We start from the raw sequence: 23,226 nt of genomic DNA, 5'->3' as shown, positions 1-23,226 counted from the left end.
GCTCTAAGCTTTGTAAAACTCTAGGCTTTATAAAATTTTAAACTTTATAAAAACAATACCTATCGGACACTAACATGACCCCAATTCATATTGCTTTAGCTGTCCTAGTTGCCTTTATTTGGGGCGTAAACTTCACCTTTATTGCATGGGGGCTTGAGAGCTTTCCGCCACTCATGCTCACCGCCATGCGTTTTTTCTTTACTGCCGTGCCCTTAGTGCTGTTTCTTAAGCCGCCCAAATTTAATCGCACCTTATTTATTTATGCGATTGGTACCTTTGTGTTGCAGTACGCCTTTGTCTTTACCGCTATGCATCTAGGCGCATCGGCAGGACTTACGGCGCTACTATTACAAATGCAGATTTTTATCACCGTATTGCTGGCTTTTTTATTATTGGGTGAGGCGGTAAGTGGCAAGCAAATAGTAGGGATGGTGATCGGTGTATTTGGACTTGGGGTGATTGCATTGAACCTCGGCGGTGATATGCCGCTGGCGGGCTTTATCTGTATTTTGATTGCCGCTATTGGTTGGAGCTTTGGCAACATTGCTTCAAAACAGGCCTCAAAGCAGCAGATCACAACGACATCTGCTATCTCAATGAATAATAGCAAGACCTCGAATAGATCAGCAGCATTATCAGCGCTAGCTCTGGTGGTATGGGGCGGGTTAATCGCTTGCGTGATATTGACGCTATCATCTTTGATACTTGAGCCTGATGCTTGGCAGCTAGTAACATTCACGCAGGCATCAATGAAGTCTTGGCTATCGCTTGGGTTTATCGTCTATATCTCGACGCTAATAGGCTTTGGACTGTGGGCGCATCTGCTGGCGCAAAACACCGCCTCAAAGGTTATGCCATTTGCTCTGTTGGTGCCAATATCTGGTATGGCGACCTCAGTGCTACTGACAGGGGAGGCGCTAACCTGGTGGAAGATGCTGGCGATGGTGCTTATTTTATCAGGACTAATACTGGCGAATGTGAAGCTGAGGTTTGGTAAAAAAAGTATTGAGGTTGGTTCTTGAGATGCGCATCAATAGTAAGAGATTGATGCGCGGGGTACACCCTAGATGTTAAGCGCTAAAGCCCTGATCTCGCCTAATCCCAATAATCCTCAGGGCAGGCGGGTAGCTCCATCAACGTATTGCGTAGCGCCTCTGACCAGTCGCGGCTGATTTTGTTAAAGTGTTCATCATCGGCCTCAATACGGCGACCTTTAGGCATGGTAAGGCTATCGTTTTGATAAACAACAAAATCGATCGGCATACCGACAGAGAGGTTGGAGTGTATGGTTGAGTCAAACGAGAGCATCAAGGCTTGGGTCGCGTGATTGATATCGGTATCAAATTTAACTGAGCGATCCAAAATAGGCTTGCCATATTTGCTCTCACCCAATTGAAAAAACGGCGTATCCTCGGTCGCTCTAATGCAGTTGCCCTCAGGGTAGATCATGTACAGCTCGCTGGGTTGACCTTTGATTTGACCACCGAGCATAAAGGAGCTGGTAAATGCGCCATCGATAGAGGCATTAGCCACTTTTTTGGCGTGATTCATAACGCTGCGCATACACTCGCCAACCATCTGCGCGGCATCAAATAGCGTCGCAACCGTATTGATATTGCCCTCGTTATGCTGATCGATATCGTTTTGTAGCTTATTAAACACCGCCTGCGAGGTGGCAAGGCTGCCTGCTGTTTGTAGTACCATAAAGCGCTCGCCTTCAACACCATATTGATAGAGCTTGCGAAACGTTGAGATGTGATCGACGCCTGCATTGGTACGGGTATCACTGGCAAACAACAAGCCATCCTCTAAGCGGATGGCGGCACAATAAGTCATAGGGTTATCCTTTGTGTTAATAAATGAGGTGGTTATGATAACCGCGTGACCAAGACTTGGCTATAGAGACTCTCGTAACCGCCGCCCATACGCACCCCGCGTACTGGGGCGGTATCTAGATAATCACGCCCGATAGCGACATAAACGTGTGAGTTAGGGGCAAACGCCTGATTGGAGATATCAAAAGTATACCAGTATCCGTCCAAATATACCTCCGCCCAAGCGTGACTTGCCATATGGTTCTCGGTGTCGTCATACAGATAGCCTGAGACGTAGCGGGCAGGGATCTGCTGATCTCGCAATAAACCCAAAAACACATGGGTATGATCCTGACAGACGCCCGCCTTTAATTCAAACGCCTCGCTTGCGGTGGTGCCGACATGCGTGACGTTTTTGACAAAAGGCATGATCATAATCAGCTCATTGGCCAAAGTCTTGAGGCTATCGTGAGTGACGTTTTGCAAAAATGGCGCGGCAAACTCGCGCATGGCCTCTGAGCACTTAGTTAGCGGGCTTTGAACCGTAAACAACAGATAGGGGACATGCGCTAAGTCCTCTAGACGCTCGGTATCGGTATTGATCTCAACGATACCTGAGGCCTGCATTTGCAAATTATCATGAGTCTCGTTACGGCTCAAGGTGAGCCACTCATTACCAAAGCCATCTTTTAAGTTGGTTGCGACTTTGGGGAGTAGCACATCCCAGCGATGAATGGTTTGATGCGGCAGATCCATAGGCGTCATACGAATGTACTGTACGCTGCGCTGCGCCTGCTCGCCATAATAGTAATTGGTCTGATGACTGATTTGAAGTTTCATATTGTCCTCTTATTATTTTGTCCATTTGACTAAACTTGTATTAACGCGCTAAACCCCTTGCTGCAAGATAATGTTGAACTCGCGGCTGATCAGTTTAAAATCATTAAATGCCTTGGAGCGAATCATCTGATTGGTCAAGCGGGTCAGCTCACGCCAGCGCGTATTCTCTGGCAGCTGGTTGATCCAGTGCTTAAACTCTAGACTTAATTGAGTGACGTCTTCACCGAGTAATACTGCGCGCTCTAATTGCTCAAAGTAGCGCCCAAGCTGCCAAAAACAAGTCACAGTTGGATGCTCTTGCTTCATCGCCGCGTTACAGGCATGCAGCTGCAAAGTGGCGGCGCGGTAAGTGCCAGCGTTAGAGAGACGCTTAATCAGATTATATAGCTCGGCGGTATCTTTACCGATAACACCTTTGGCCTCTTGCACATTAGTCTCAATTGAGGCCACCACGCTTGGTATCTTAAGATTACCCAAATCATGTATCAGCTGCGCCCGCATCACTTTCATGGACTCGCTAGCATCAGCATCGAACCCTAATCTTGTGATCAGATGCTGTACTTGCGGCTTTTTGAGGTCGCCTTTGATGAGCTTTTTCATGATATTGTCATAGCAGTACAAGCGCTCGCTATAGCGCCCCAGCCATACCAGATAACTACTGGTTGATAGCAGTAGTATCATCGGCGCATCATCGAGATCCTCAAAGCCGGCCTCAGTCGGCTGCACGCGATCATAGTAATTGGCATGGTTGTCATACTTAGCGATACTATCAAAGGTGCTCTCAAGCGTACTTAGCTCAGAGGATTGGCTAGTACTAGTTGCCAAACCATCAGCTGATAATTGACTGTCATCGATGATCCAAGTGTCTTTGATACCGCCGCCTTGTGAGGAGTTGACGACCAGTGAGCCCTCAACCATCGCCACGCGGGTCAGACCGCCTGGCACGATATCGACAGAGCCATCACCGTGGCTTAAGATAAAGGGGCGCAGATCGATATGACGCGGCGCGATACCGTCGCTGACGGCAGTAGGGTTGGTTGAGAGTGAAATAGTCGGCTGGGCGATAAAGCCTGCTGGATTCTCAAGTAAGCGCTTACGGTAGTCGCTAATCTCTTGCTTGGTTGAGGTCGGACCAATCAGCATCCCGTAGCCGCCTGAGCCTTGGGTTTCTTTGACGACCAGCTTATCTAGATTGTCGAGCACGTAGGCGAGCTCATCAGGCTTACGGCACTGAAAGGTCTCGATATTGGGCAGGATTGGCTCTTCACCCAAATAAAACTTAATCATATCAGGCACAAATGGATAGAGACTTTTGTCATCAGCGACGCCAGTACCGGGCGCATTAACAATGACCACGTTGCCTGCACGATAGGCACTCATGAGACCTGAAACGCCGAGGATAGAATTGGATTGAAACGCTAACGGATCGATGAAGGGATCATCGATACGGCGATAGATGATATCGACCTGTACCTTACCGCGTATGCCTTGCATATAGACTTTGCTATCCTCAACCACCAAGTCATAACCGTGCACCAGCGGCACGCTCATCTCATGCGCCAAAAACGCATGCTCATAGTAGGCACTATTAAAGCGTCCTGGGGTTAGGATGACAATCTGTGGATCGTATTTGCTCGTTGAGCTGGCAAGGCATTTTTTGAGGCGCTGCGGGTAGTCGCTCACGCCCAATATCGGCGTTTGCGCAAATAGATCGGACAGTAGCGTCTCAGAGATAGTGCGGCTCTCAAGCATATAAGAGACGCCAGAGGGGGTGCGCAGATTGTCCTCTAATACGCAGAACTTACCGCTCTCATCACGGATCAGATCGATCCCACTGATGTGCGAGTAAATGGGCTTGTCCAGCTCAATACCCATCATCCACGGCTCGTAGCAGCCGCTAGCATAGACGTAGCTGTCTGGGACGATGCCCGCTTTCATAATGGCTTGCTCGTGATAAATATCATGCAAAAACGCATTCAAAGCGGTGATACGCTGCTTACACCCAGCCTCTATCTGCTGCCATTCGCTGGCGGCAATGATACGCGGAATAATATCAAACGGTATCATACGCTCGATGTTTTTGGCATCGCTATAGACGGTAAAGGTCACGCCTTTACGATAAAAGATATTCTCCGCTTGCTCGTTGAGATGATTGAGCGCATCGATACTGATGTCATCGAGCCAGTCGCCAACTGCTTGCGCGACGGGGCGGTACTCATCTTTATTGACCTTTAATTCATCAAAGGGTTGGGACGGTTTATTGGATTTGGCGGGCGCGTTTTTATTGGCAGCACTAGTAGTCGCTTTGGCCTCTGTCGTGGTCTGGCTCTGACTTTGATTTTGGCTCTGAGCCCCTTTAGTGTCGTCATTCTGATCTTGGCTTTGGCTCTGGTTTTGAGATTGGGTCGCTTCTTTATTCATAAATACCTCACGCATCCTTGGTAAAGTCATGGGTTCGATAACTGACGGGTCTAATGGCGCATCAGCATCCTGTACGCTTTGACTATAACGCGTCTATAGGGATAAGCACAACAGAGGTTTTATATTAAATGTTTGTTTTTAGGGTGTATTTTTGTCAGATAACGGCGATTATGCGTAGGATGATGCAGCAGATCGATGCGATTGAAGTGGTGTAGTTTTCAATATATGATTAGTTTTAACTTTCATTCAGTCTTAAAATTCGGTAAATTTCAAATAATGAATAAATTTTTTAGCCCAAAAATAAATATGCTACGTTATTTTATTTCATGTACTTTCCTGTTTTTGGTTCTACCAGCTTATGGACAAGAGCTATGGCATGGTGCTGAAAAAGGTATGAGTACAAGTGAAGTTCAAAAAATTTTTCCAAATATTGAAGAAAGGGAGGAGTATCTTTCAATTTCTGGAAGGTCTGATGACATAGAACCTTTATTGGTAATTGATGAATATAAACTCTTCGACACTTACTTTAAGGTGCTTTTCTTCTTTAAAGACAATAAGTTAGAAGCCGTAAAGTTGCACTGTATAGAGTGGGACAAGTGTTATTACACAAAAGATATGATGCTAAGCTCCTTACGTGATGAATTCGGATATGAAGCCCATACACGTAAAATAAATACTAGCTTAGATATTAAGTACTGGATGTTAGACGATGGCGTAAATATTAGAATGTTTAGTGAAAAAATTTCTAATCTTCTGAGTGTTGACTTCCAAGTTTCCGAGTGAATATGCTAGCGCTTAAGGGTTAAGACATGAGACGACTAACGGCAACCTGGGCGTTGCCTATCTTAGCGCTCAGCTTGGCGACAGGCTGTAGTCAGGAGTATGATATTCAAGTCTTGCCAGCGGGTAGCCGCGTTGTAGCTTTGGGTGATTCGCTCACTTATGGTTATGGTACGACGCCGCAGAACAATTATCCTAGCGTATTGACAGGGCTGACAGGCTGGCAGGTCATCAACGCAGGCGTCAATGGCGATACCTCAGCTGATGTGCTGGCACGTATCGATCAGGTTATTACGCTCGATCCTGATCTGGTACTGCTGGGCGTCGGAGGCAACGATGTGCTCAGGCGCGTGCAATCAGGGACGACGAGCGCCAATATCACTCTGGCTATTGAGCAACTAAAAGCCGCTGACATTGCCGTTATTCTTATCGCGGAGCCGTATTTTAGCACTAGCGCCTTGTTCGGTAGAGCGAGCGATAATCCTATCTATAAGCAAATTGCCAAAAGCGAAAACGTACCACTATATAGCAAACGCTGGTCGGAGGTGATATCAAGCGATAAACTCAAATCAGACCAGATCCATCCCAACGGCGCAGGTTATCGCTACTTTGCAGAGGGGTTGCATGCGTATTTGCAGGCAGAGGGCTGGACGCGTTGAGTATAAGTGTAGCGACTTAGTCTGATCACTTAGCTATGACTACATTTGACTTTTAATTACATCACAACGATTAACCCCTCATCAGCGGGTATCTTGCCCTCGCAAACATCAGCATAGATCTCCGACAACCCTTTAACGCCGTCCAGCTCTTTGATCTTTAGCCAGCGACTGGTCTTGGCAGCACAGTCCATGATATAGCGCGTTGAGCGCTCGTTAAACTTATCAGCGCCCCATTCTTTCATGAGCTTTTGAATTTGACTTGGCGCAAAAAATTGCTCGCTGCGCTGCGTGATGATGCCCTCAGCTTGACGCGGCTCATCCCAATGCGTCAGTCCAACGTTACTAGTAAAGCGCATGTTGTCGCCCAAATGCGTATGCAAGCGACTAAGCACCTCAGTATTGGCGGACATATCGACGATGACGGTCGGAGTATTTGCGTCAATCTGTTCGATATCGTCGTAGCTGAGCACCGTATCGTAGGCATCTATGGACTGTACGAAGTCTAAGTTACGATTTGAGGTCAGACCGATGACGGTTGGCGCATCTGTGTCATTACTTAGTCCATATCCCAAGCCGATGCTGGTCTTGCTAGAGGCGCTGATAATAACGACTTGCTCAGCTCCATACCAGTCATTGCTCGCCAGCATATCCTGAATACAAAACGCGGTGAGATGCAAGACGGCAAGTAACATGCGCGGATTATCATAGGCGCGATCATAGCCTGCCTCGTGATTGACGCGTTGATATAAATTGTAGCTTGGCGGCAAATGTGCACGATGCTCGCTACCATCCATCAGGCTTGAGCCACTAACTCGTACAGGCTTAATCACAAGGGTAGTGGCTGGCGGGAAATAACCAAATAGCCGCTCGCCTATGGGAATATCATCGTTATTTGACTCGATGACATCGGCAAAGCCCCAAACAGGAATAATGCCCCAGTGCTCAGGGTTATCGCCACTGGGCGCAAAAAACTGCCAATAGCGCAGGTAATCGCCCATCACCGCGTAGGTAATGTTATTGGCGGTAAAGGCGAAGCGGTCAATCTTGAGCAGTACTTCGCCATCAGTGATCGGCTGGCATCTCGTTTCAATGATACGCGACTGAGTAATATCGGCTTTGTTGGTTTGAAATTCTTGTACGTTGACTATTGGCATGATGCGCTCCTTGAATATTATTGTTAAGTGTTCACTATACTGCGCTATGCATATCAATATTTAAACGAACATCTCAAGTTGAAGTGCTACTATTAAGTCAATCTTAAAGTATAACCGTCAAACAATGACAGTGATAAATAGTAGTGACTTAGGTTTGCACAATAAAATAGAGAGTTATCAAAGTATCGATGGTCAAGCAAGAGTTGACGTACGCTTTGATGCAGATACCGTTTGGCTCTCACAGGCACAGATGACAGCATTATTTGGGCGCGATCAATAAGTATAGCGCTAAGTTGCTTGCTATCACTTTAAAACTCTAACTTCATTACCATTAGACTAGTACTAATAATATTTAAGTTTAAAAGCAAAATTTCTCTATTAGCGATAAGGCAAGGATAATATAAATGTTTGAGATGATAAAAGAGTGGCGTGAGCAGCGTATATTAGACAATAGTAAATATAGCCAAGATGACTGGGCGCAAGCGGCGCAGCTCGTTGTTATTCTTGATCGTTTAGACGACGATGAGCTGGCAAGACTATTTGAACTGGCGACGTTATTTTTGGCAGACAAGTCTATCACTGGCGCGCAGGGCTTTGAGATTACCGATAAGGTTAGGCAATCGATTGCGCTACAAGCCTGCCTGCCGATTCTCAATCTGGGTCTTGACTGGTACGCAGGCTGGTCATCGGTCATCATTTACGCAGGCTCGTATAAAAGTATCACCAAAACGGTCGATGAGGCCGGTATCGTGCACGAGGGCCAGCAGCATCGTAGCGGGGAGGCGTGGCTACGCGGGCCTGTCATACTGTCTTGGAAAGATGCCAAGCATTCAGGCGAGCGCGATGGACATAATGTCGTCATTCATGAGTTTGTACATAAGCTCGATATGTTAAATGGGCGCACTAATGGCTTCCCGCCCATGCAGCCGGATATGGATCCTGAGCGCTGGACTTCCATTATGAGCCGCGATTTTGAGGACTTCCAAAAACATCGCAAATCAGGTCTCGATCGGTATGGCGCGACCAATCCTGCCGAATTCTTTGCGGTGCTAAGCGAAGTGTTTTTTGAGACCCCGCAAAAGCTTGTTGATGCCTATCCTGATATTTATGACATTATGGTCAAATTCTTTAAACAGATGCCAATCTGACCTTTTAAGGTAGATCTGTAGCACAGGATAACTCTATAGCGATAAAAAAGGGCAGGGTATCACTATCGACGCCATGCCCTTTTTATTAAAATTAGCATATAAATCAAACCTTACGTCGTCCATTGATCACTTATGACAGCGACCAAGTAGCGGCGGCCTTGATACTCATCGAACACCAGCCGTAGCGCGCGCCAGTCCAGACCGCCGTATTCAGGATTGACCCCAGGGTTATAAAACTCAACGTACTCTGAGTTTGGATATATACGATCTAAGTTGTTAATGCTATTGCCTACGGCAGCGGTTGCATTGGTAGTCGTTGATTGATCGTTGAAATAGTCCGCTTTTACCCAGTCTTTGAGGTAATCTGGCAGTGGCGTGACATATATATCGCCAGTGCCGTCTTTTTGACCCCAAGTGAAGCGCACATTTGATTCATCAAGATACTGCGTGTATTGCTCGCGGCTAAATACTTTGTCAGACTCAGGTTGAATGTAGGCATACATAGAAAAACGCACGCCACGCGTGGGATGGATATCATCAGCAACTCTAGCATAGTCGTTATTAGCCAGTGCCCGCTGAATGCGCATTGCTTGCTGTATAAGGGTTTGCTGGCTCATATCAGAGTCTGTGGACGCATTATTTGACGACGTCGCCATATTTGACTCAGCTGAGAGTTGACAGCCGCCAGTCACGATAAGGGACGCAAAGAGTGCTCCAGCCAATAGAGATTTGAGATAAGGGCGAGATACATTAAAACCAGATGAGATCATAATAATATCCTTATCATTATGTGAATATAGCAATTGTACACTTAACCTAAATGATGCTACTTATAGAATGTTACTTATGGGTAGTGATAGCTTTTTTATGTGTTTTTATGAATATAACTATTAAGATACCATAAACGTAGGATACCATGCAAAAATCGATTGTTTTAGCTGTAGGATTGTTAATAACAGGATTCTTGGCAGTAACCGCGAGCGCCAACTTAACGGAGCCGCTACAAATAACCTTGGCATTAAAAGTAGATACGATTGCTAAAATGTACGAGCAAGATAGCCATAATCAAGGACAAGAGTATCCGTCTACGTTGCAACAATACGCCAATCCAGAGCTACGGGCTGCTATGCAACTTGAGCAAGAGTATTTTGATAAAGAGCAAGTATCTTGTCATATTGGCTATGATGTACTGTGGCGCTCGCAAGATCCTGACTATACGCAAGACAAAACGTTTTCGCTGACGACAACTGGAATGGTTCAAGTCAATTTAGCGCAAGTCGATGATGTGTCTAATCAGGTGTATTATGAGTTAGCGTGCGATGAGAGTGTCTGCCAGATAGCAGATGTCATTTTGGATAGCGACGGCACATCTTTACGGGAGTATTTAATTAAAAGTTGTCGCTCATTAAATTAAAGTTAGCGTGTTCGTTGTAAAAGGTTTGAGTAAGTTCTTTTAAATAAGTTCTATAAAAACAATATTTGCAAATAGCGGTTAGTAAAGAATATGTACGCAGCCCTAAAAGCCATTGGTTTGTTTTCGCATAATGTATATTATGTTAAATAGACACTATTACAGACCGTTAATGGCTAACTATATGGCAAGCCATACTTGCCGTCTTATTTTTGTATAGAGTTTAATACATCCTCTAACGATTCATTAACTTCAAAAGGTTTCCATCCAAGGACGTAGATCCAGCTCATGTGTCCAGCAATCTCTTGGCTGACAATGCAGCTGCCAGTACTGCTCGGCGATATGTTCTGGATTTAGTATTGCGCCTTGATCTTTGAGCGCATAGAGATCAGCAAAGTTATCTCGAGCAAATTCAGTATCGATAACCCCATCGATAACAGTATGCGCTACGTGTATGCCTTTTGATCCAAGCTCGCGCGCCATGCTTTGTGCCAGTGCTCGCAGGGCAAATTTAGCACTCGCAAAAGCTGAAAACCCACTAGCACCTCGTAATGATGCCGTCGCACCAGTAAAGATAATGGTGCCTTTTTGGCGCGGTAACATGACTTTTGCCGCTTCCTTACCTGTCAAAAACCCAGCTAATGCGCCCATTTCCCATACTTTTCGATAGACGCGTTCTGTAGTCTCTAAAATGGAGAAATGTACATTTGCACCAATATTAAACACCACAACTTCAATCGGGCCAATATCTTGCTCAATATGAGCAAACAGCGCGACCATCTCTTGCTCTATGCGAGCATCACAACCAAATGCTATAGCTATGCCACCAGCGGCCTCGATATCACTGACTAACGTGCTTAGTTTATCAACAGTCCTTCTAGTCACGCATAGGGTGAATCCTTCTCTAGCGAAACGCCTGGCAACCGCGCTGCCAGTGGCGTCGCCTGCGCCAATGACAACTGCTACTGGTACTCTACTCATAACGATCTCCTTATTTTTCATTAACCACTTTTATTCTCTCAACCAAAAAATCCACCGCAGCTTTTACTTTGGGCACCAAGTAGCGCTGTTTTTGATACAACAGATATACCGCCATATCTGCCTGCTGAGTTATCGCTAATGGATGTGCAAACTTTAGCTCTATAAGCTGTCCTGACTCTAGATATGAGGCTAACGCCCAGCGCGTTGACATCAAAATACCGTCGCCATTACAAGCTTTTTTTGCTAGCCACGGTCCGTTATTAGATATGGCGACCGCAGGCCCTGAGACATCATGCCACTGATTATCTATATAGCAAAGCCAAGGCGTTGGCCCTGTTGGTGCTTTGAAATACAAACCTTGATGCTGTTTTAATGCTATTGCGTCTTTGGGCGTGCCATATTTATCTAGATAACTTGGCGCCGCGACAGGTATAAAACCATTGTCCATAAGTCTTATCGCCAGTACGCGCTCATTAGGCGCATAACCGCCGCGAATGGCAATATCGACGTCATCACGCCCAAGGGTGGATAGCTCATCACTCAAACTTACATCCAAGACAATCTTTGGATACAGCGCGCTAAATTCATCTAACAATGGCAGCAGGATTTTTTCACCGAAGCCGACCATTGAGCTAATGCGCAGCCGTCCCATTGGCGTGGTTTGATAACTCTGGACGGTCTCTGAACTTTGTTTGAGCTGACTGAGTATCTGCTGCACATCGTTATAGTAAATTTGCCCCACTTCTGTCATTTTAACAATGCGGGTTGAGCGCTTTAATAAGGTTGCGCCCAGACTCTTTTCTAAATCAGCCACACGTCTTGACAGCGACGATGGTGGCACCCCAAACGCCTTTGCCGCTTGGGTAAAGCTGCCAGTTTCAGCGACTTTACAAAAATAGCGTATGGCTCGCAGTTGATCCAACTCCCCTCTCCTTTTACCGCTTTAATTGCACGTATCTAGACATTTTCGCCTTATTATTGTCATAAAAGCAATAGTGATTCACGTTTATATGCATATACAAGCCTATTAAAACCAGTAATAATAGGTCTGATTTAGCGAGTACAGAGGCTAAGACGTATTAGATACAGGGATGTCAAAAACGCTTTGACTACTAAAAAACATCAATAACGGAAGACGACTTATGATTACTTTGCATGGATTTGCTGCGAGCAACTATTACAACTTAGTAAAACACGCTCTTTTATATAAAGACATTCCCTTTGAAGAAAACTTAGTCTACCCCAGTAGTGACGAGTTACTAGCCGTCAGCCCAGTCGGTAAAGTGCCTGCTATCACCATGCCTGATGGATTTAACCTATCAGAATCGAGCGTGATTTGTGACTTTATTGAAGAGAGCTACCCTGACACACAACTGTATCCTGCCGATGCTAAAGAGCGCGCAACCGTACGCCAAATTATGAAGATAGCGGAGCTGTATTTTGAGTTGCCAAGTCGCCGCTTAATACCGTTTACTTTTTCAGGTACGCAAGTTCCCAAGCCTATCGCTATGGAGGTGCGTCAAGTATTAGAGCGCGGCATTATCGCTTTAAATCACTTGAGTCAGTTCTCACCTTGGGTTGCAGGCGAGCACTTTACTATGGCTGATATCTACCTGTACTACGTCAATACTATCGTTAGCGCCTTTGCAGCCCGGCAGCTTGACTGGGATATTATGGCGCAGATACCGGGCATGACAGAGTGGAATGAGACTATGAGTCAATCTGATATCGCGAAGAGAGTGGATGCAGATCGCTTAACTAACATGCCTGAATTTATGCAATACGTGCAAGCCCAGATCAAAGCTGTCCATACTAAATAAAGCCAAACAATAGCTCATTTGAATAACGAACTATTTACGATCAACAAAAGACACTTTGTCTAATTCCTTTAACCATTTGCAGGAGCAAACCTTATGAGCGATAAAAACTTACAACTCATCTCTACCATCAGCGACGACAACAAACTCACCGTATCGTTGCAAGATATCGGCATGCCGCAGCCAAGTGATGATGAAGTTGTCGTACGTATTGAAGCGGCGCCACTAAATCCCTCTGATTTAGCGATTTTATTTAGCGTCGCTGACATGTCTACCGCCGCGCAATCAGGCGACGATCAAAACCCAGTGATCACAGCAGACGTCCCTGCCAAGTTCATGCCAGCGGTCAAAACCCGCGTGGGTAAAGACACCCCTGTCGGTAACGAAGGCGCAGGCACTGTCGTTGCCGCAGGCTCGTTACCCGCCGCGCAAGCCTTAATGGGTAAAACCGTTGCGGTCATCGGCGGCGGTACGTATCGTCAATATCACTGCGTCAATGTGCAAAGCTGCTTGGAATTAAAAGAAGGTACAACCGCTAAAGAAGGCGCATCCTCTTTTGTCAATCCACTGACTGCCCTTGCAATGACTGAAACCATGCGCGCTGAAGGTCACAAAGCGATCATTCATGCCGCTGCTGCCTCAAGCTTAGGTCAAATGCTCAATCGTATCTGTATGGCTGATGGCATCGATTTGATTAATATTGTCCGTAAAGATGAGCAAGAAACCTTGCTACGTGATATGGGCGCAAAATACGTGGTTAATTCTAGCAGTGAGTCATTCCTTGACGATTTGACCGCAGCGATTATCGAGACAGGCGCTACGATTGCCTTTGATCCTATCGGCGGTGGTCAACTAACCAGCGATATCCTCAACTGTATGGAAGCGGCGATCACCCATGATGTTGAAGAGTACAGCGTCTATGGCTCCAATACCTTTAAGCAAGTCTATGTCTATGGTGCTTTAAATCGTGGACCTATCGTTCTAAACCGCAACTTTGGTTTTGCTTGGGGCGTTGGCGGTTTCTTGTTGTTCAACGCGCTTGGTAAACTCGGTACCAAAACCGTTATGAAAATGCGTCAGCGCGTGGCCGATGAGATCACAACCACCTTTGCCAGCAGCTATACTCATGAAGTGTCATTGCCTGAGGTTCTGCATTTACAGTCTATCGCCGCTTATGGCAAACAAGCGACTGGCGAGAAGTATTTGATTACCCCGCAGCAGTCGTAGAGGTTCGATCCTATTTGAAAAAAAGCAGGTACTTTAATTAGTATCTGCTTTTTTATGGTCTGAAATTTCAGCGAAATAAAACAATAACAGTCAAAATGTAGAATAAATTGCCTTATTTTTATTGCGAAGTATCGCGATACAAGGTGACCTCAGACTCTTGCATAAACTCCTCAAGGCTCATCTGGGTGTTCTTATCTGTGTTTTGAACCGTATTTTGAGTTGTGTTCTGGTTTTCAGCAGCATTAGGTACCTGTGCAGGCTGCGGCTGATCATCTGCTTGAGTAGCATTATTCAAGCTCGGGTCAGCGGGCTGTGCGGGTGTAGATTCAAATTCTATGTCGTTAGTGGTTGTGGTTGTGGTTGTGGTTGTGTCTGCAGTTGACTCGTTATCTACATCGTTTTCAGCAATGATCACCGCTTCATCGTTGGGTACGGGCAAGACCTCTTCTGTTAGAGTGTCGCCTGAGAACACACTTATGATATCTGTTTTTCCAGTAATATTGAGGATGACTATGGCAGCGGCTACGCTAGCACTAATTAGCAGTGCGGCGATCAATCCAATCATAACTAGACTTTTGGTGTCACTATTTGTTTTGCTATTCTTAGCTACTTTGTTGTTTTCTTTATCTTTATGAGATTTATTTGCTAGATGCGCCGATATTTTATCATTGATATCGAGAGTTGCAGGTTGGTCTTGACTATCTAATACTCGGTTATTGTGGATACGAGTCTCATTATGCACAGGAGTATTGGTACTGGCATGAAGCGCTTGTTGCTCTTTTTCAAATTCATCGCTAAAAAAACTGAGCTCATCTTCATTTAAATCTCTATAAATAGATTCTGACTCCACATTATCTGACACCTTTATATCTTGGGTATTGTTCTTATTTAAATCACTCATAGCGCACCACGGCATGTTTACTGTTAGAATTTAGATAGGCTTATCCTTGCTTAAGCAAATAAGCAATAACTATGCCAGCGCCCCAAACTAAGCTAGCGCCCTACTGTCTTTTGCTCCAACTTCTACCTTAAGAGTGCACCTTATGGATATCAAACAGCTCAACGCTTTTATCGCTATCGCTGATTGTCAGAGTTTTAGCTTGGCGGCGAGTACCACAGGTATCTCTCAGCCCAGTCTTAGTCGTATGCTCAAGCAATTGGAGACGGACATAGGGGTCGAGCTGATCGATCGCTATCATCGGCCGCTACAACTGACAGAGTCTGGACGGTTTTTTTATGACAAAATCAGCGCGCTACTCATAGAGATGACGACCATTACCAGTATGACCCAGCGTCTATCTGGGCCAAGCAAAGCGCTCAATATCGGTTTTGTGCCCTCTGTATTGTACGGGCTGCTACCTGAGATTATCGCCGCCCTCAAACGGCGTTATCCCGATATTGAGGTCAATCTCAAGGACATCAGCTCATATCAGCAGATAGAGGCGCTCAAAAGTGGGGATATCGATGTTGGTATGGGACGTTTTGCGCATCAAGACCCTTGGATTAAGCAGATATTGCTGCGACATGAGCGCTATATGGTGGCCCTGCCCAAAAGCCATCCCCTAGCCGACACCCGCGATCAGCGCTTAATAGATTTGGTCAATAATCGCTTGATCCTCTATCACCAAACCCATCTGCCGCTACCTGCGCCTATAGAGCAGTCTGTAGCAGACGATAGTGCGCCCATAACTGAGCCACTCTTGCATCTGTTTGCGCAGTACGGTATCACGCCGCTGATGACGACCAAGGTCAGTGATCTACAAGTGGCGCTCAGTTTGGTTGCAGCAGGTGAAGGCATTACTTTAGTACCTGCAAGCTTACAAACCGTACGTGCAGAGCAAATCAGCTATCAGCGGTTGATGCACGAAAACGTCACGTCCCCTATCTATCTGCATACTCTTAGAGACGTTGTCCACCCAAAAGCGCCAGATCTATTAGCTGCTATCTATGAGGTGTATGAGCAGCGCGGTATTACCTACCGTCGTCAGCAGTTTGTATAAATAACATAACTAAGCTCAACCTAAATTATAAGTTCAAGCCAAGTTATAAGTTCAAACTAAACTATACTTCTACCTCAACTATGCCCAGATGTTTACTAATGAGGCAAAACTTTGCATAGCTTGCGTCTTGATAGGTATGCTACAGTCTGCTGATATTTGTATGACGATCTGAGGCACACATGACCACACAATCCATATATAACGCGGCAAATCCACCGCAAACTGAGGGCTTTAGCTGGCGAATCTTTGGGCCAGGTATCTTGATGGCGACTGCGGCTATTGGCGGCTCACACCTCATATCATCGACGCAGGCAGGCGCGATATATGGCTGGCAACTGGCGATTATGATTATCCTTGCCAATGTCTTTAAATATCCGTTTTTTCGCTTCGGTACCGAATACGTCTATGACACAGGTGAAAGTCTGATCGCAGGCTATGCTAAGCGCTCAAAGGCTTATCTCTGGGTATACTTTATTCTCTCTATCTTATCAGCAGTCATTAGCACAGGCGCGGTATCTTTGATTGCAGCGGTCATACTTGGCTTTATGCTACCTGCGTCCTTGGGGCTCTCAACCATAGGATTATCGCTTATTATTGTAGTCGTCTGCTGGGTGTTTTTGATCGTCGGACACTACAAGCTATTAGACGGCGTGACCAAATGGATTATGATTGCGCTGACACTAGCAACGGTTACCGCCGTCGCTATTGCGGCGGGCAAGCCTACAGTGATGACCGCTGATTTTGTAGCCGCTTCGCCTTGGAACTTGGCAACACTTGGCTTCATTGTCGCGCTGATGGGCTGGATGCCAGCACCGCTTGAGTTTGCCGCTATCACCTCGATGTGGACCTCTGCCAAAAGAAAAGCAGACAACACCACTTATCGTCAAGGACTGCTCGACTTTAACGTCGGCTTTTTGGTCTCGGCTATTTTGGCGCTGTTCTTTTTATCGCTTGGCGTGTTTGTCCAGTATGGGTCAGGACAAGAGATTGAACTGGTTGGCGGCGCTTATATCAATCAGCTGATCAACATGTATACCGCCACTATCGGTGAGTGGTCGCGTCTGCTCGTCGCCTTTGTCGCCTTTATGTGTATGTTTGGCACGACTATTACCTGCGCTGATGGCTATGGCCGCGCTAATGCTGAATGCTGGCGTCTGCTGAAGGGCGAGAGCGAGATTAACAAAAAACAGGTCGCCTTTTGGACAACCTACGCCATCGGTGGTGGTCTGGTTATCATTACCTTCTTTACCGGACAACTAGGCGCTATGCTCAAGTTTGCGATGATATCCGCCTTTGTCTCAGCGCCAATTTTTGGTTGGCTTAATTACTCACTAGTAAAAGGCCACAAAAAAATGTCCGCTGGCATGAACGCCTACTCTATCGCAGGCTTGCTGTTTTTAGGCGGTTTTGCGCTGTTATTCTTAGCGAATTTAGCAGGTTTATTTGGCTAAATTTATAACGTCAAAACAGAGCTTATCGATAAAAAAGGTCTCACTAACGACGATAGTGAGACCTTTTTTGTTTATAAAAATACGTAACAATTATGAAACCAAAACAGTTGAGTTAAGTTAGATGTAACCAAATGTAAATAAATCATAAATGTCTCATACCTATTTTGGGTAATGTGAATACTATCAGCAGCTAAGCACTAATAAATAGATAACATCATTCATAAATTGCATACTATTAGCTTAGTTACAATTAAATTCATTATTAACTTAATAATAGATGATTTTAAGACTTTTCAATGTCAGTGATTAAGTGTACTCTAAGTCAATAAAGATTCAATCATTTTACAATTTCTATTTTAAATTTGGGCAATCATAAGCCTACCCTCTACGCAAGGATACTACTATGTCATCATCAGCTGGCGCACGCTTTCGCAGTGCGATGAAAGAGCAGAACAATAATAACTTACCGCTACAAATCGTCGGCACCATCAATGCTTATACGGCGATGATGGCCACTCAAGTGGGTCATAAAGCCTTGTATCTCTCAGGTGGTGGCGTCGCTAATGCCTCTTTTGGTCTGCCAGACTTGGGTATGACGAGCCTTGATAACGTCTTAGAAGATGCGCGCCGTATCACAGACGCCGTAGATACCCCGTTACTAGTCGATATTGACACCGGTTGGGGCGGCGCGTTTAACATTAGTCAGAGTGTCAAAAAAATGGAAAAAGCTGGCGTGGCGGCGGTGCATATCGAAGATCAAATCGCCCAAAAACGCTGTGGTCATCGTCCTAATAAAGAAATCGTCAGCATCTCAGAGATGGTCGATCGTCTAAAAGCGGCTCTTGACGCCAAAACAGACCCTGACTTTGTGGTGATGGCTCGTACTGACGCGCTATCTGTTGAAGGTTTAGATGCCGCTGTTGAGCGCGCCGTTGCATTCTCTGAGGCAGGTGCGGACATGATATTCGCCGAAGCCTTGACCGATATCGAGATGTATCGTAAATTTACCGACGTACTCGACATTCCTGTCCTTGCTAATATGACAGAATTTGGACAGACTGACCTCTATACCACTGAGCAACTTCATGGTGTTGGCGTCGATATGGTGCTCTACCCTCTATCTGCGTTTCGTGCGATGAACAAAGCGGCGCTTAATGTTTATCAGCATCTACTCGATGACGGCACGCAAGAAAAAGTCGTCGATACCATGCAAACGCGTATGGAGTTATATGATTTCTTAAACTATCATGAGTTTGAGCAAACGCTAGATAAATTATTTGCCGATAGCAAATAAAACAGCATTCGTAAGCATAAGTTAGTAAGTCAATTCACTGTACCACCAAGCCACCAAAAAGGAATGTATTATGGCAGCAAAAAAGGAACTCTCAGGCGCAGGATTGCGCGGTCAGGTTGCAGGCAAAACCTCACTATCTACCGTTGGTAAATCAGGCTCAGGTCTGACGTATCGTGGTTATGATGTGTCAGACTTGGCAGAGAAATGTATCTTTGAAGAAGTGGCATACTTGCTACTTTATGGCAATCTACCCACTCAAAGTGAGCTTGATGATTATCAAGCCAAGCTCAAAACACTGCGCGGTCTACCGCAAGCGCTTAAAGACGTATTAGAGCGTATTCCAGCAGATGCTCATCCAATGGATGTACTGCGTACTGGTTGCTCAATGCTGGGTAATCTTGAGACCGAAACCGACTTTGAGCAAGAGAACGACAAGACCGATCGCATGCTCGCGGTATTCCCATCTATCATCAACTACTGGTATCGCTTCACGCATGATAACGAGCGTATCGAGACCGAAACGGATGACGACACTATCGGCGGTCACTTTTTGCATCTGCTAAAAGGTGAGAAGCCAAATGAGCTCCATACCAAAGTGATGAACGTCTCACTTATCTTGTACGCTGAGCACGAGTTCAATGCGTCAACCTTTACCGCACGCGTATGTGCCTCTACCCTCTCTGATATTCACTCTTGTATCACAGGCGCTATCGGATCCTTACGTGGTAACTTGCATGGCGGCGCAAATGAAGCGGCGATGGATATGATTCAAGATTTTAAATCGCCTGATGAAGCCGAAGAAGAGATGATGGCGATGCTTGAGCGTAAAGACAAGATCATGGGCTTTGGTCATGCGATCTATAGCGAGTCTGATCCGCGTAACGTTATCATCAAAAAGTGGGCTGAAAAACTCGCCGACGATGTGGGTGATACCGTCTTGTATCCAGTATCAGTACGCTGTGAAGAAGTGATGTGGCGCGAGAAAAAACTGTTCTGTAATGCAGACTTTTTCCATGCCTCAACGTACAACTTCATGGGTATTCCAACCAAACTGTTCACGCCGATATTTGTGTGCTCACGTCTGACAGGTTGGGCCGCTCACGTCTTTGAACAACGCGCTAACAACCGTATTATTCGCCCAAGTGCGGAGTATATCGGTGAAGAGCCAAGAGACGTGCCAGATATTGCTAATCGTTAATCTGTCTTTTTAGCAATTATCGCTTAACGGTCAAGTCGCTTTGTTTACAGACTTGGCCGTTAAATTTATATACTCATCACTTTTGTTTATTTAGCAAAACTTATTATCAACCATAAATTTTGCTAAATAAATTATCCCTTCTCACCTATAAAGGAAAGCACGCCATGAGTACCGATAGCAAGCAGCCTTTAACGCAAGTTAATCCGCAAACCATGAATGAGCAATACAAAAAGCCGTTGCCGTCTTTAGATGAAAGCAGTACTGATTTGCATTACTTTGATGTCGAACAAGCGGTTAATGATATTGAGCCAGGTGCTTATGCCAAGCTACCTTTTAGCTCAAAAGTATTGTGCGAAAACTTAGTACGCCGCTGTCCACCAGAGGACTTAACCGAAGCCTTGTCACAGCATATTTACCGTAAGCAAGATGTTGATTTTCCTTGGTATCCTGCTCGCGTCGTCTGTCATGATATCTTAGGTCAGACTGCCTTTGTCGATTTGGCAGGTTTGCGTGACGCTATCGCAGCTGAGGGCGGTGACCCATCCAAAGTCAATCCAATCGTGCCCACGCAATTGATCGTCGATCACTCATTAGCTGTTGAGCACGCAGGCTTTGAAGAAGACGCCTTTGAGAAAAACCGCGCTATCGAAGAGCGCCGTAACGAAGACCGTTTTCACTTTATCAACTGGTGTCAGTATGCCTTTGATAACGTCAACGTCGTGCCGCCCGGTAACGGCATCATGCACCAGATTAATCTTGAGAAAATGTCACCCGTGGTACAAGTGGTCGCCGACCAAGACGGTGATGCCATTACCTTTCCTGATACCCTAGTGGGTACTGATAGCCATACACCTATGGTTGATGCCTTGGGTGTTATCTCTATCGGTGTGGGCGGGCTTGAAGCTGAGAGCGTGATGCTAGGCAATCCCTCCTACATGCGTCTGCCAGATATAGTTGGCGTTGAGTTGACAGGTAAATTACAAGAAGGCATTACGGGTACGGATTTAGTCCTAGCCATGACCGAATTCTTACGAGATGAGGGCGTTGTATCCGCCTATCTAGAATTCTACGGTGACGGTGCGCGCAACCTTACCGTTGGCGACCGTGCTTCTATCTCAAATATGACACCAGAATATGGTGCAACCGCAGCAATGTTCTCTATCGATGAGCAAACGATTGATTATCTACGTCTAACGGGTCGTACCGAGCAGCAGATCAAAACTGTGGAAGCCTATGCTAAGCAAACCGGCCTGTGGGCTGATGGCATGGTTGATGCTGAATATGATCGTATCTTACGCTTTGACTTATCCAAAGTCGTGCGTAATATCGCAGGCCCGTCACGTCCGCATGCTCGCGTCTCGACGACTGATCTGGTCAAGGAAGGTATCGCTCATGGAGAAGGTAACAAGTTGCCTGAACCAAAAGATGGTCTCATGCCAGATGGCGCGGTCATTATCGCCGCTATCACCAGCTGTACCAACACCTCAAACCCTCGCAATATGGTCGCGGCTGGTATCGTTGCGCGTAACGCGGTCGAAAAGGGTCTTGTGCGTAAGCCTTGGGTAAAATCCTCACTAGCTCCAGGATCAAAAACCGTTAAGCTGTATTTAGAAGAAGCAGGACTACTCCCTGAACTCCAAAAGCTCGGCTTCGACGTTGTCGCCTTTGCCTGTACCACATGTAATGGCATGAGCGGTGCGCTCGATCCAGAGATCGAAAAAGAAATCATCGAACGTGATCTGTTTAGTACCGCAGTACTCTCAGGTAACCGTAATTTTGATGGTCGTATTCATCCCTACGCCAAGCAAGCGTTCCTTGCCTCCCCGCCACTCGTTGTCGCCTACGCTATCGCGGGTAACACTCGATTTGATATCGAAAAAGACTCGCTCGGTAAAGACCAAGACGGCAATGATATCTATCTAAAAGATATCTGGTTCGATGACGCGGAAGTTGATGCTATTGTAAAATCGGCGGTGAAGCCTGAGCAATTTAACGAAGTCTATATCCCGATGTTTGATGAAGCCAAAGCAGATGCGGGTCGCAATGAGTCATCAGTTACCGACCCGCAGTATGACTGGCGCGAGCTGAGTACTTATATCCGCCGTCCGCCGTATTGGGAAGGTAAAATGGCGGCGATGAACAAGCTCAAAGGTCTGCGTCCATTAGCAGTTTTAGGCGACAACATCACTACCGATCATATGTCACCATCGAACGCCATTATGGGTGAGTCAGCTGCTGGCGAGTATCTCGATACCATGGGATTGCCTGCTGAGGACTATAACTCTTATGCCACGCATCGCGGCGATCACTTGACTGCTCAGCGTGCGACTTTTGCTAATCCAAAGCTATTGAATGAGATGGTACGTGATGAGGACGGCAACGTCATTCAAGGCTCACTCGCACGAGTCGAGCCAGAAGGGCAAGTCATGCGGATGTGGGAGGCGATCGAGACCTACATGAATCGTGAGCAGCCGCTTATCATCATCGCAGGTGACGGTTACGGTCAAGGCTCTAGCCGTGACTGGGCGGCTAAAGGCGTACGTCTCGCTGGCGTGGAAGTCGTCGTGGCTGAAGATTTTGAACGTATTCACCGTCAAAACTTGGTCGGGATGGGTGCACTCCCCGTTCAGTTCAAAGAAGGCGTCAACCGTAACACGCTAAACATCGATGGTACCGAAGTATTCGATATCGAAGGTGAGGTTTCAGCTGGCGGTGATATGACGCTAGTCATTCATCGTAAAGACGGCAGCATCGATAAAGCGCCTGTTATCTGCCGCTTAGATACCGCTGATGAGGTAAAAATGTACAACTCTGGCGGTATGCTACAGCGCTTTGCTAAAGAATTCTTAGCTGGTGAAGTCGCTTAAATCTCTCAGGTTTAGCTTGTAAATTAAAATAGAGCCGATGTTATATAGTGATATGGCATCGGTTTTTTTAAGCTTATAATCTCTAACTATTTGAATTTGGCGTAGGCTGAGTTTTTAACCCAGCATCGTAATTCTGTAAAGTCTAGAAGCTGCGCTAAAACTAC

At 46.0% G+C, this 23,226-nt stretch carries 21 protein-coding genes; 13 read left to right on the top strand and 8 right to left on the bottom strand.

From position 1 onward, the window contains the following. The first annotated feature begins 74 nt into the window (after positions 1 to 74). Positions 75 to 1,022 carry an EamA family transporter gene (locus ACR64J_RS06230; protein WP_435948888.1) on the top strand — a complete coding sequence of 316 codons (948 nt, stop codon included), beginning with the start codon at positions 75 to 77 and terminating at the stop codon, positions 1,020 to 1,022. 73 nt (positions 1,023 to 1,095) lie between these two features. On the opposite strand, the gene ACR64J_RS06225 is transcribed toward ACR64J_RS06230, so the two are convergent. Genes ACR64J_RS06225 through ACR64J_RS06215 form a run of 3 tightly spaced genes read right to left on the bottom strand, consistent with a single transcriptional unit; the run spans position 1,096 to position 5,075 of the window. After that, on the bottom strand, positions 1,096 to 1,836 hold the full coding sequence (locus tag ACR64J_RS06225; RefSeq protein ID WP_317199440.1) for a peptidase: 741 nt from the start codon (positions 1,834 to 1,836) through the stop codon (positions 1,096 to 1,098). A gap of 32 nt (positions 1,837 to 1,868) precedes the next feature. Next, positions 1,869 to 2,654, bottom strand: a complete 786-nt coding sequence (locus tag ACR64J_RS06220) for a transglutaminase family protein (RefSeq protein WP_435948887.1) — start codon at positions 2,652 to 2,654, stop codon at positions 1,869 to 1,871. Between the two features lie 48 nt (positions 2,655 to 2,702). Beyond that, positions 2,703 to 5,075 carry a circularly permuted type 2 ATP-grasp protein gene (locus tag ACR64J_RS06215; protein WP_435950995.1) on the bottom strand — a complete coding sequence of 791 codons (2,373 nt, stop codon included), beginning with the start codon at positions 5,073 to 5,075 and terminating at the stop codon, positions 2,703 to 2,705. 276 nt (positions 5,076 to 5,351) lie between these two features. Here ACR64J_RS06215 and ACR64J_RS06210 point away from each other — a divergent pair, with 276 nt between their 5' ends. Together ACR64J_RS06210 and ACR64J_RS06205 are read left to right on the top strand one after the other, a co-directional pair. After that, on the top strand, positions 5,352 to 5,858 hold the full coding sequence (locus ACR64J_RS06210) for a hypothetical protein (RefSeq protein WP_435950994.1): 507 nt from the start codon (positions 5,352 to 5,354) through the stop codon (positions 5,856 to 5,858). Positions 5,859 to 5,884: 26 nt separating this feature from the next. Next, complete coding sequence (locus ACR64J_RS06205) at positions 5,885 to 6,514, top strand: GDSL-type esterase/lipase family protein (RefSeq protein ID WP_435950993.1); 630 nt, start codon at positions 5,885 to 5,887, stop codon at positions 6,512 to 6,514. 56 nt (positions 6,515 to 6,570) lie between these two features. On the opposite strand, the gene ACR64J_RS06200 is transcribed toward ACR64J_RS06205, so the two are convergent. After that, positions 6,571 to 7,668, bottom strand: a complete 1,098-nt coding sequence (locus ACR64J_RS06200) for a DUF2855 family protein (RefSeq protein WP_435950992.1) — start codon at positions 7,666 to 7,668, stop codon at positions 6,571 to 6,573. Between the two features lie 124 nt (positions 7,669 to 7,792). Between ACR64J_RS06200 and ACR64J_RS06195 the strand changes: the two genes are divergently transcribed. Beyond that, positions 7,793 to 7,948: a hypothetical protein gene (locus ACR64J_RS06195; RefSeq protein ID WP_435950991.1), complete on the top strand. Its 156-nt coding sequence runs from the start codon at positions 7,793 to 7,795 to the stop codon at positions 7,946 to 7,948. A gap of 124 nt (positions 7,949 to 8,072) precedes the next feature. Beyond that, complete coding sequence (locus ACR64J_RS06190) at positions 8,073 to 8,816, top strand: zinc-dependent peptidase (RefSeq protein WP_435950990.1); 744 nt, start codon at positions 8,073 to 8,075, stop codon at positions 8,814 to 8,816. A 110-nt stretch (positions 8,817 to 8,926) separates the two neighbouring features. On the opposite strand, the gene ACR64J_RS06185 is transcribed toward ACR64J_RS06190, so the two are convergent. After that, a complete protein-coding gene (locus tag ACR64J_RS06185; protein WP_435950989.1) occupies positions 8,927 to 9,586 on the bottom strand; it encodes a hypothetical protein in 660 nt (219 codons plus the stop codon). A gap of 146 nt (positions 9,587 to 9,732) precedes the next feature. Here ACR64J_RS06185 and ACR64J_RS06180 point away from each other — a divergent pair, with 146 nt between their 5' ends. Next, positions 9,733 to 10,230: a hypothetical protein gene (locus ACR64J_RS06180; RefSeq protein ID WP_435950988.1), complete on the top strand. Its 498-nt coding sequence runs from the start codon at positions 9,733 to 9,735 to the stop codon at positions 10,228 to 10,230. Positions 10,231 to 10,479: 249 nt separating this feature from the next. On the opposite strand, the gene ACR64J_RS06175 is transcribed toward ACR64J_RS06180, so the two are convergent. Then, a complete protein-coding gene (locus tag ACR64J_RS06175) occupies positions 10,480 to 11,208 on the bottom strand; it encodes an SDR family oxidoreductase (protein WP_435950987.1) in 729 nt (242 codons plus the stop codon). Positions 11,209 to 11,218: 10 nt separating this feature from the next. Next, the gene (locus tag ACR64J_RS06170; protein WP_435950986.1) at positions 11,219 to 12,130 is read right to left on the bottom strand and encodes a LysR family transcriptional regulator; all 912 of its coding nucleotides are present in this window, start codon (positions 12,128 to 12,130) and stop codon (positions 11,219 to 11,221) included. Between the two features lie 220 nt (positions 12,131 to 12,350). On the opposite strand from ACR64J_RS06170, the gene ACR64J_RS06165 reads away from it, so the two are divergent. Together ACR64J_RS06165 and ACR64J_RS06160 are read left to right on the top strand one after the other, a co-directional pair. Next, entirely contained in the window at positions 12,351 to 13,028 is a 678-nt protein-coding gene (locus ACR64J_RS06165) for a glutathione S-transferase family protein (RefSeq protein ID WP_435950985.1), read from the top strand. A 93-nt stretch (positions 13,029 to 13,121) separates the two neighbouring features. Then, on the top strand, positions 13,122 to 14,252 hold the full coding sequence (locus tag ACR64J_RS06160; RefSeq protein WP_435950984.1) for a zinc-binding dehydrogenase: 1,131 nt from the start codon (positions 13,122 to 13,124) through the stop codon (positions 14,250 to 14,252). A 118-nt stretch (positions 14,253 to 14,370) separates the two neighbouring features. Here ACR64J_RS06160 and ACR64J_RS06155 read toward each other — a convergent pair whose 3' ends face one another. Further along, positions 14,371 to 15,153: a hypothetical protein gene (locus ACR64J_RS06155; protein WP_435950983.1), complete on the bottom strand. Its 783-nt coding sequence runs from the start codon at positions 15,151 to 15,153 to the stop codon at positions 14,371 to 14,373. 142 nt (positions 15,154 to 15,295) lie between these two features. Here ACR64J_RS06155 and ACR64J_RS06150 point away from each other — a divergent pair, with 142 nt between their 5' ends. From ACR64J_RS06150 to acnD, 5 genes are all read left to right on the top strand, one after another. Next, the gene (locus tag ACR64J_RS06150; protein ID WP_435950982.1) at positions 15,296 to 16,252 is read left to right on the top strand and encodes a LysR substrate-binding domain-containing protein; all 957 of its coding nucleotides are present in this window, start codon (positions 15,296 to 15,298) and stop codon (positions 16,250 to 16,252) included. 179 nt (positions 16,253 to 16,431) lie between these two features. Then, positions 16,432 to 17,703, top strand: coding sequence for an NRAMP family divalent metal transporter (locus ACR64J_RS06145; RefSeq protein WP_435950981.1), 1,272 nt, complete (start codon positions 16,432 to 16,434; stop codon positions 17,701 to 17,703). A gap of 403 nt (positions 17,704 to 18,106) precedes the next feature. Further along, positions 18,107 to 18,997 carry a methylisocitrate lyase gene (gene prpB, locus ACR64J_RS06140; protein WP_317199424.1) on the top strand — a complete coding sequence of 297 codons (891 nt, stop codon included), beginning with the start codon at positions 18,107 to 18,109 and terminating at the stop codon, positions 18,995 to 18,997. 70 nt (positions 18,998 to 19,067) lie between these two features. After that, positions 19,068 to 20,195, top strand: a complete 1,128-nt coding sequence (gene prpC / locus ACR64J_RS06135) for a bifunctional 2-methylcitrate synthase/citrate synthase (protein ID WP_435950980.1) — start codon at positions 19,068 to 19,070, stop codon at positions 20,193 to 20,195. A gap of 212 nt (positions 20,196 to 20,407) precedes the next feature. Continuing rightward, on the top strand, positions 20,408 to 23,062 hold the full coding sequence (acnD, locus tag ACR64J_RS06130) for a Fe/S-dependent 2-methylisocitrate dehydratase AcnD (RefSeq protein ID WP_435951031.1): 2,655 nt from the start codon (positions 20,408 to 20,410) through the stop codon (positions 23,060 to 23,062). Positions 23,063 to 23,226 lie beyond the last annotated feature (164 nt).

The sequence above is a fragment of the Psychrobacter sp. DM8 genome, from assembly GCF_051307025.1.
Classification (GTDB): domain Bacteria; phylum Pseudomonadota; class Gammaproteobacteria; order Pseudomonadales; family Moraxellaceae; genus Psychrobacter.
Note: the sequence above shows the minus strand (reverse complement) of the source record. Positions and strands in the feature narration are given on the sequence as shown.

Bases quoted from the DNA above. Each gene is read 5' to 3' on its own strand.
- ACR64J_RS06230 (WP_435948888.1), top strand. From the start codon at position 75: ATGACCCCAATTCATATTGCTTTAGCTGTCCTAGTTGCCTTTATTTGG.
- ACR64J_RS06225 (WP_317199440.1), bottom strand. From the start codon at position 1,836: ATGACTTATTGTGCCGCCATCCGCTTAGAGGATGGCTTGTTGTTTGCC.
- ACR64J_RS06220 (WP_435948887.1), bottom strand. From the start codon at position 2,654: ATGAAACTTCAAATCAGTCATCAGACCAATTACTATTATGGCGAGCAG.
- ACR64J_RS06215 (WP_435950995.1), bottom strand. From the start codon at position 5,075: ATGAATAAAGAAGCGACCCAATCTCAAAACCAGAGCCAAAGCCAAGAT.
- ACR64J_RS06210 (WP_435950994.1), top strand. From the start codon at position 5,352: ATGAATAAATTTTTTAGCCCAAAAATAAATATGCTACGTTATTTTATT.
- ACR64J_RS06205 (WP_435950993.1), top strand. From the start codon at position 5,885: ATGAGACGACTAACGGCAACCTGGGCGTTGCCTATCTTAGCGCTCAGC.
- ACR64J_RS06200 (WP_435950992.1), bottom strand. From the start codon at position 7,668: ATGCCAATAGTCAACGTACAAGAATTTCAAACCAACAAAGCCGATATT.
- ACR64J_RS06195 (WP_435950991.1), top strand. From the start codon at position 7,793: ATGACAGTGATAAATAGTAGTGACTTAGGTTTGCACAATAAAATAGAG.
- ACR64J_RS06190 (WP_435950990.1), top strand. From the start codon at position 8,073: ATGTTTGAGATGATAAAAGAGTGGCGTGAGCAGCGTATATTAGACAAT.
- ACR64J_RS06185 (WP_435950989.1), bottom strand. From the start codon at position 9,586: ATGATCTCATCTGGTTTTAATGTATCTCGCCCTTATCTCAAATCTCTA.
- ACR64J_RS06180 (WP_435950988.1), top strand. From the start codon at position 9,733: ATGCAAAAATCGATTGTTTTAGCTGTAGGATTGTTAATAACAGGATTC.
- ACR64J_RS06175 (WP_435950987.1), bottom strand. From the start codon at position 11,208: ATGAGTAGAGTACCAGTAGCAGTTGTCATTGGCGCAGGCGACGCCACT.
- ACR64J_RS06165 (WP_435950985.1), top strand. From the start codon at position 12,351: ATGATTACTTTGCATGGATTTGCTGCGAGCAACTATTACAACTTAGTA.
- ACR64J_RS06160 (WP_435950984.1), top strand. From the start codon at position 13,122: ATGAGCGATAAAAACTTACAACTCATCTCTACCATCAGCGACGACAAC.
- ACR64J_RS06155 (WP_435950983.1), bottom strand. From the start codon at position 15,153: ATGAGTGATTTAAATAAGAACAATACCCAAGATATAAAGGTGTCAGAT.
- ACR64J_RS06150 (WP_435950982.1), top strand. From the start codon at position 15,296: ATGGATATCAAACAGCTCAACGCTTTTATCGCTATCGCTGATTGTCAG.
- ACR64J_RS06145 (WP_435950981.1), top strand. From the start codon at position 16,432: ATGACCACACAATCCATATATAACGCGGCAAATCCACCGCAAACTGAG.
- prpB (WP_317199424.1), top strand. From the start codon at position 18,107: ATGTCATCATCAGCTGGCGCACGCTTTCGCAGTGCGATGAAAGAGCAG.
- prpC (WP_435950980.1), top strand. From the start codon at position 19,068: ATGGCAGCAAAAAAGGAACTCTCAGGCGCAGGATTGCGCGGTCAGGTT.
- acnD (WP_435951031.1), top strand. From the start codon at position 20,408: ATGAATGAGCAATACAAAAAGCCGTTGCCGTCTTTAGATGAAAGCAGT.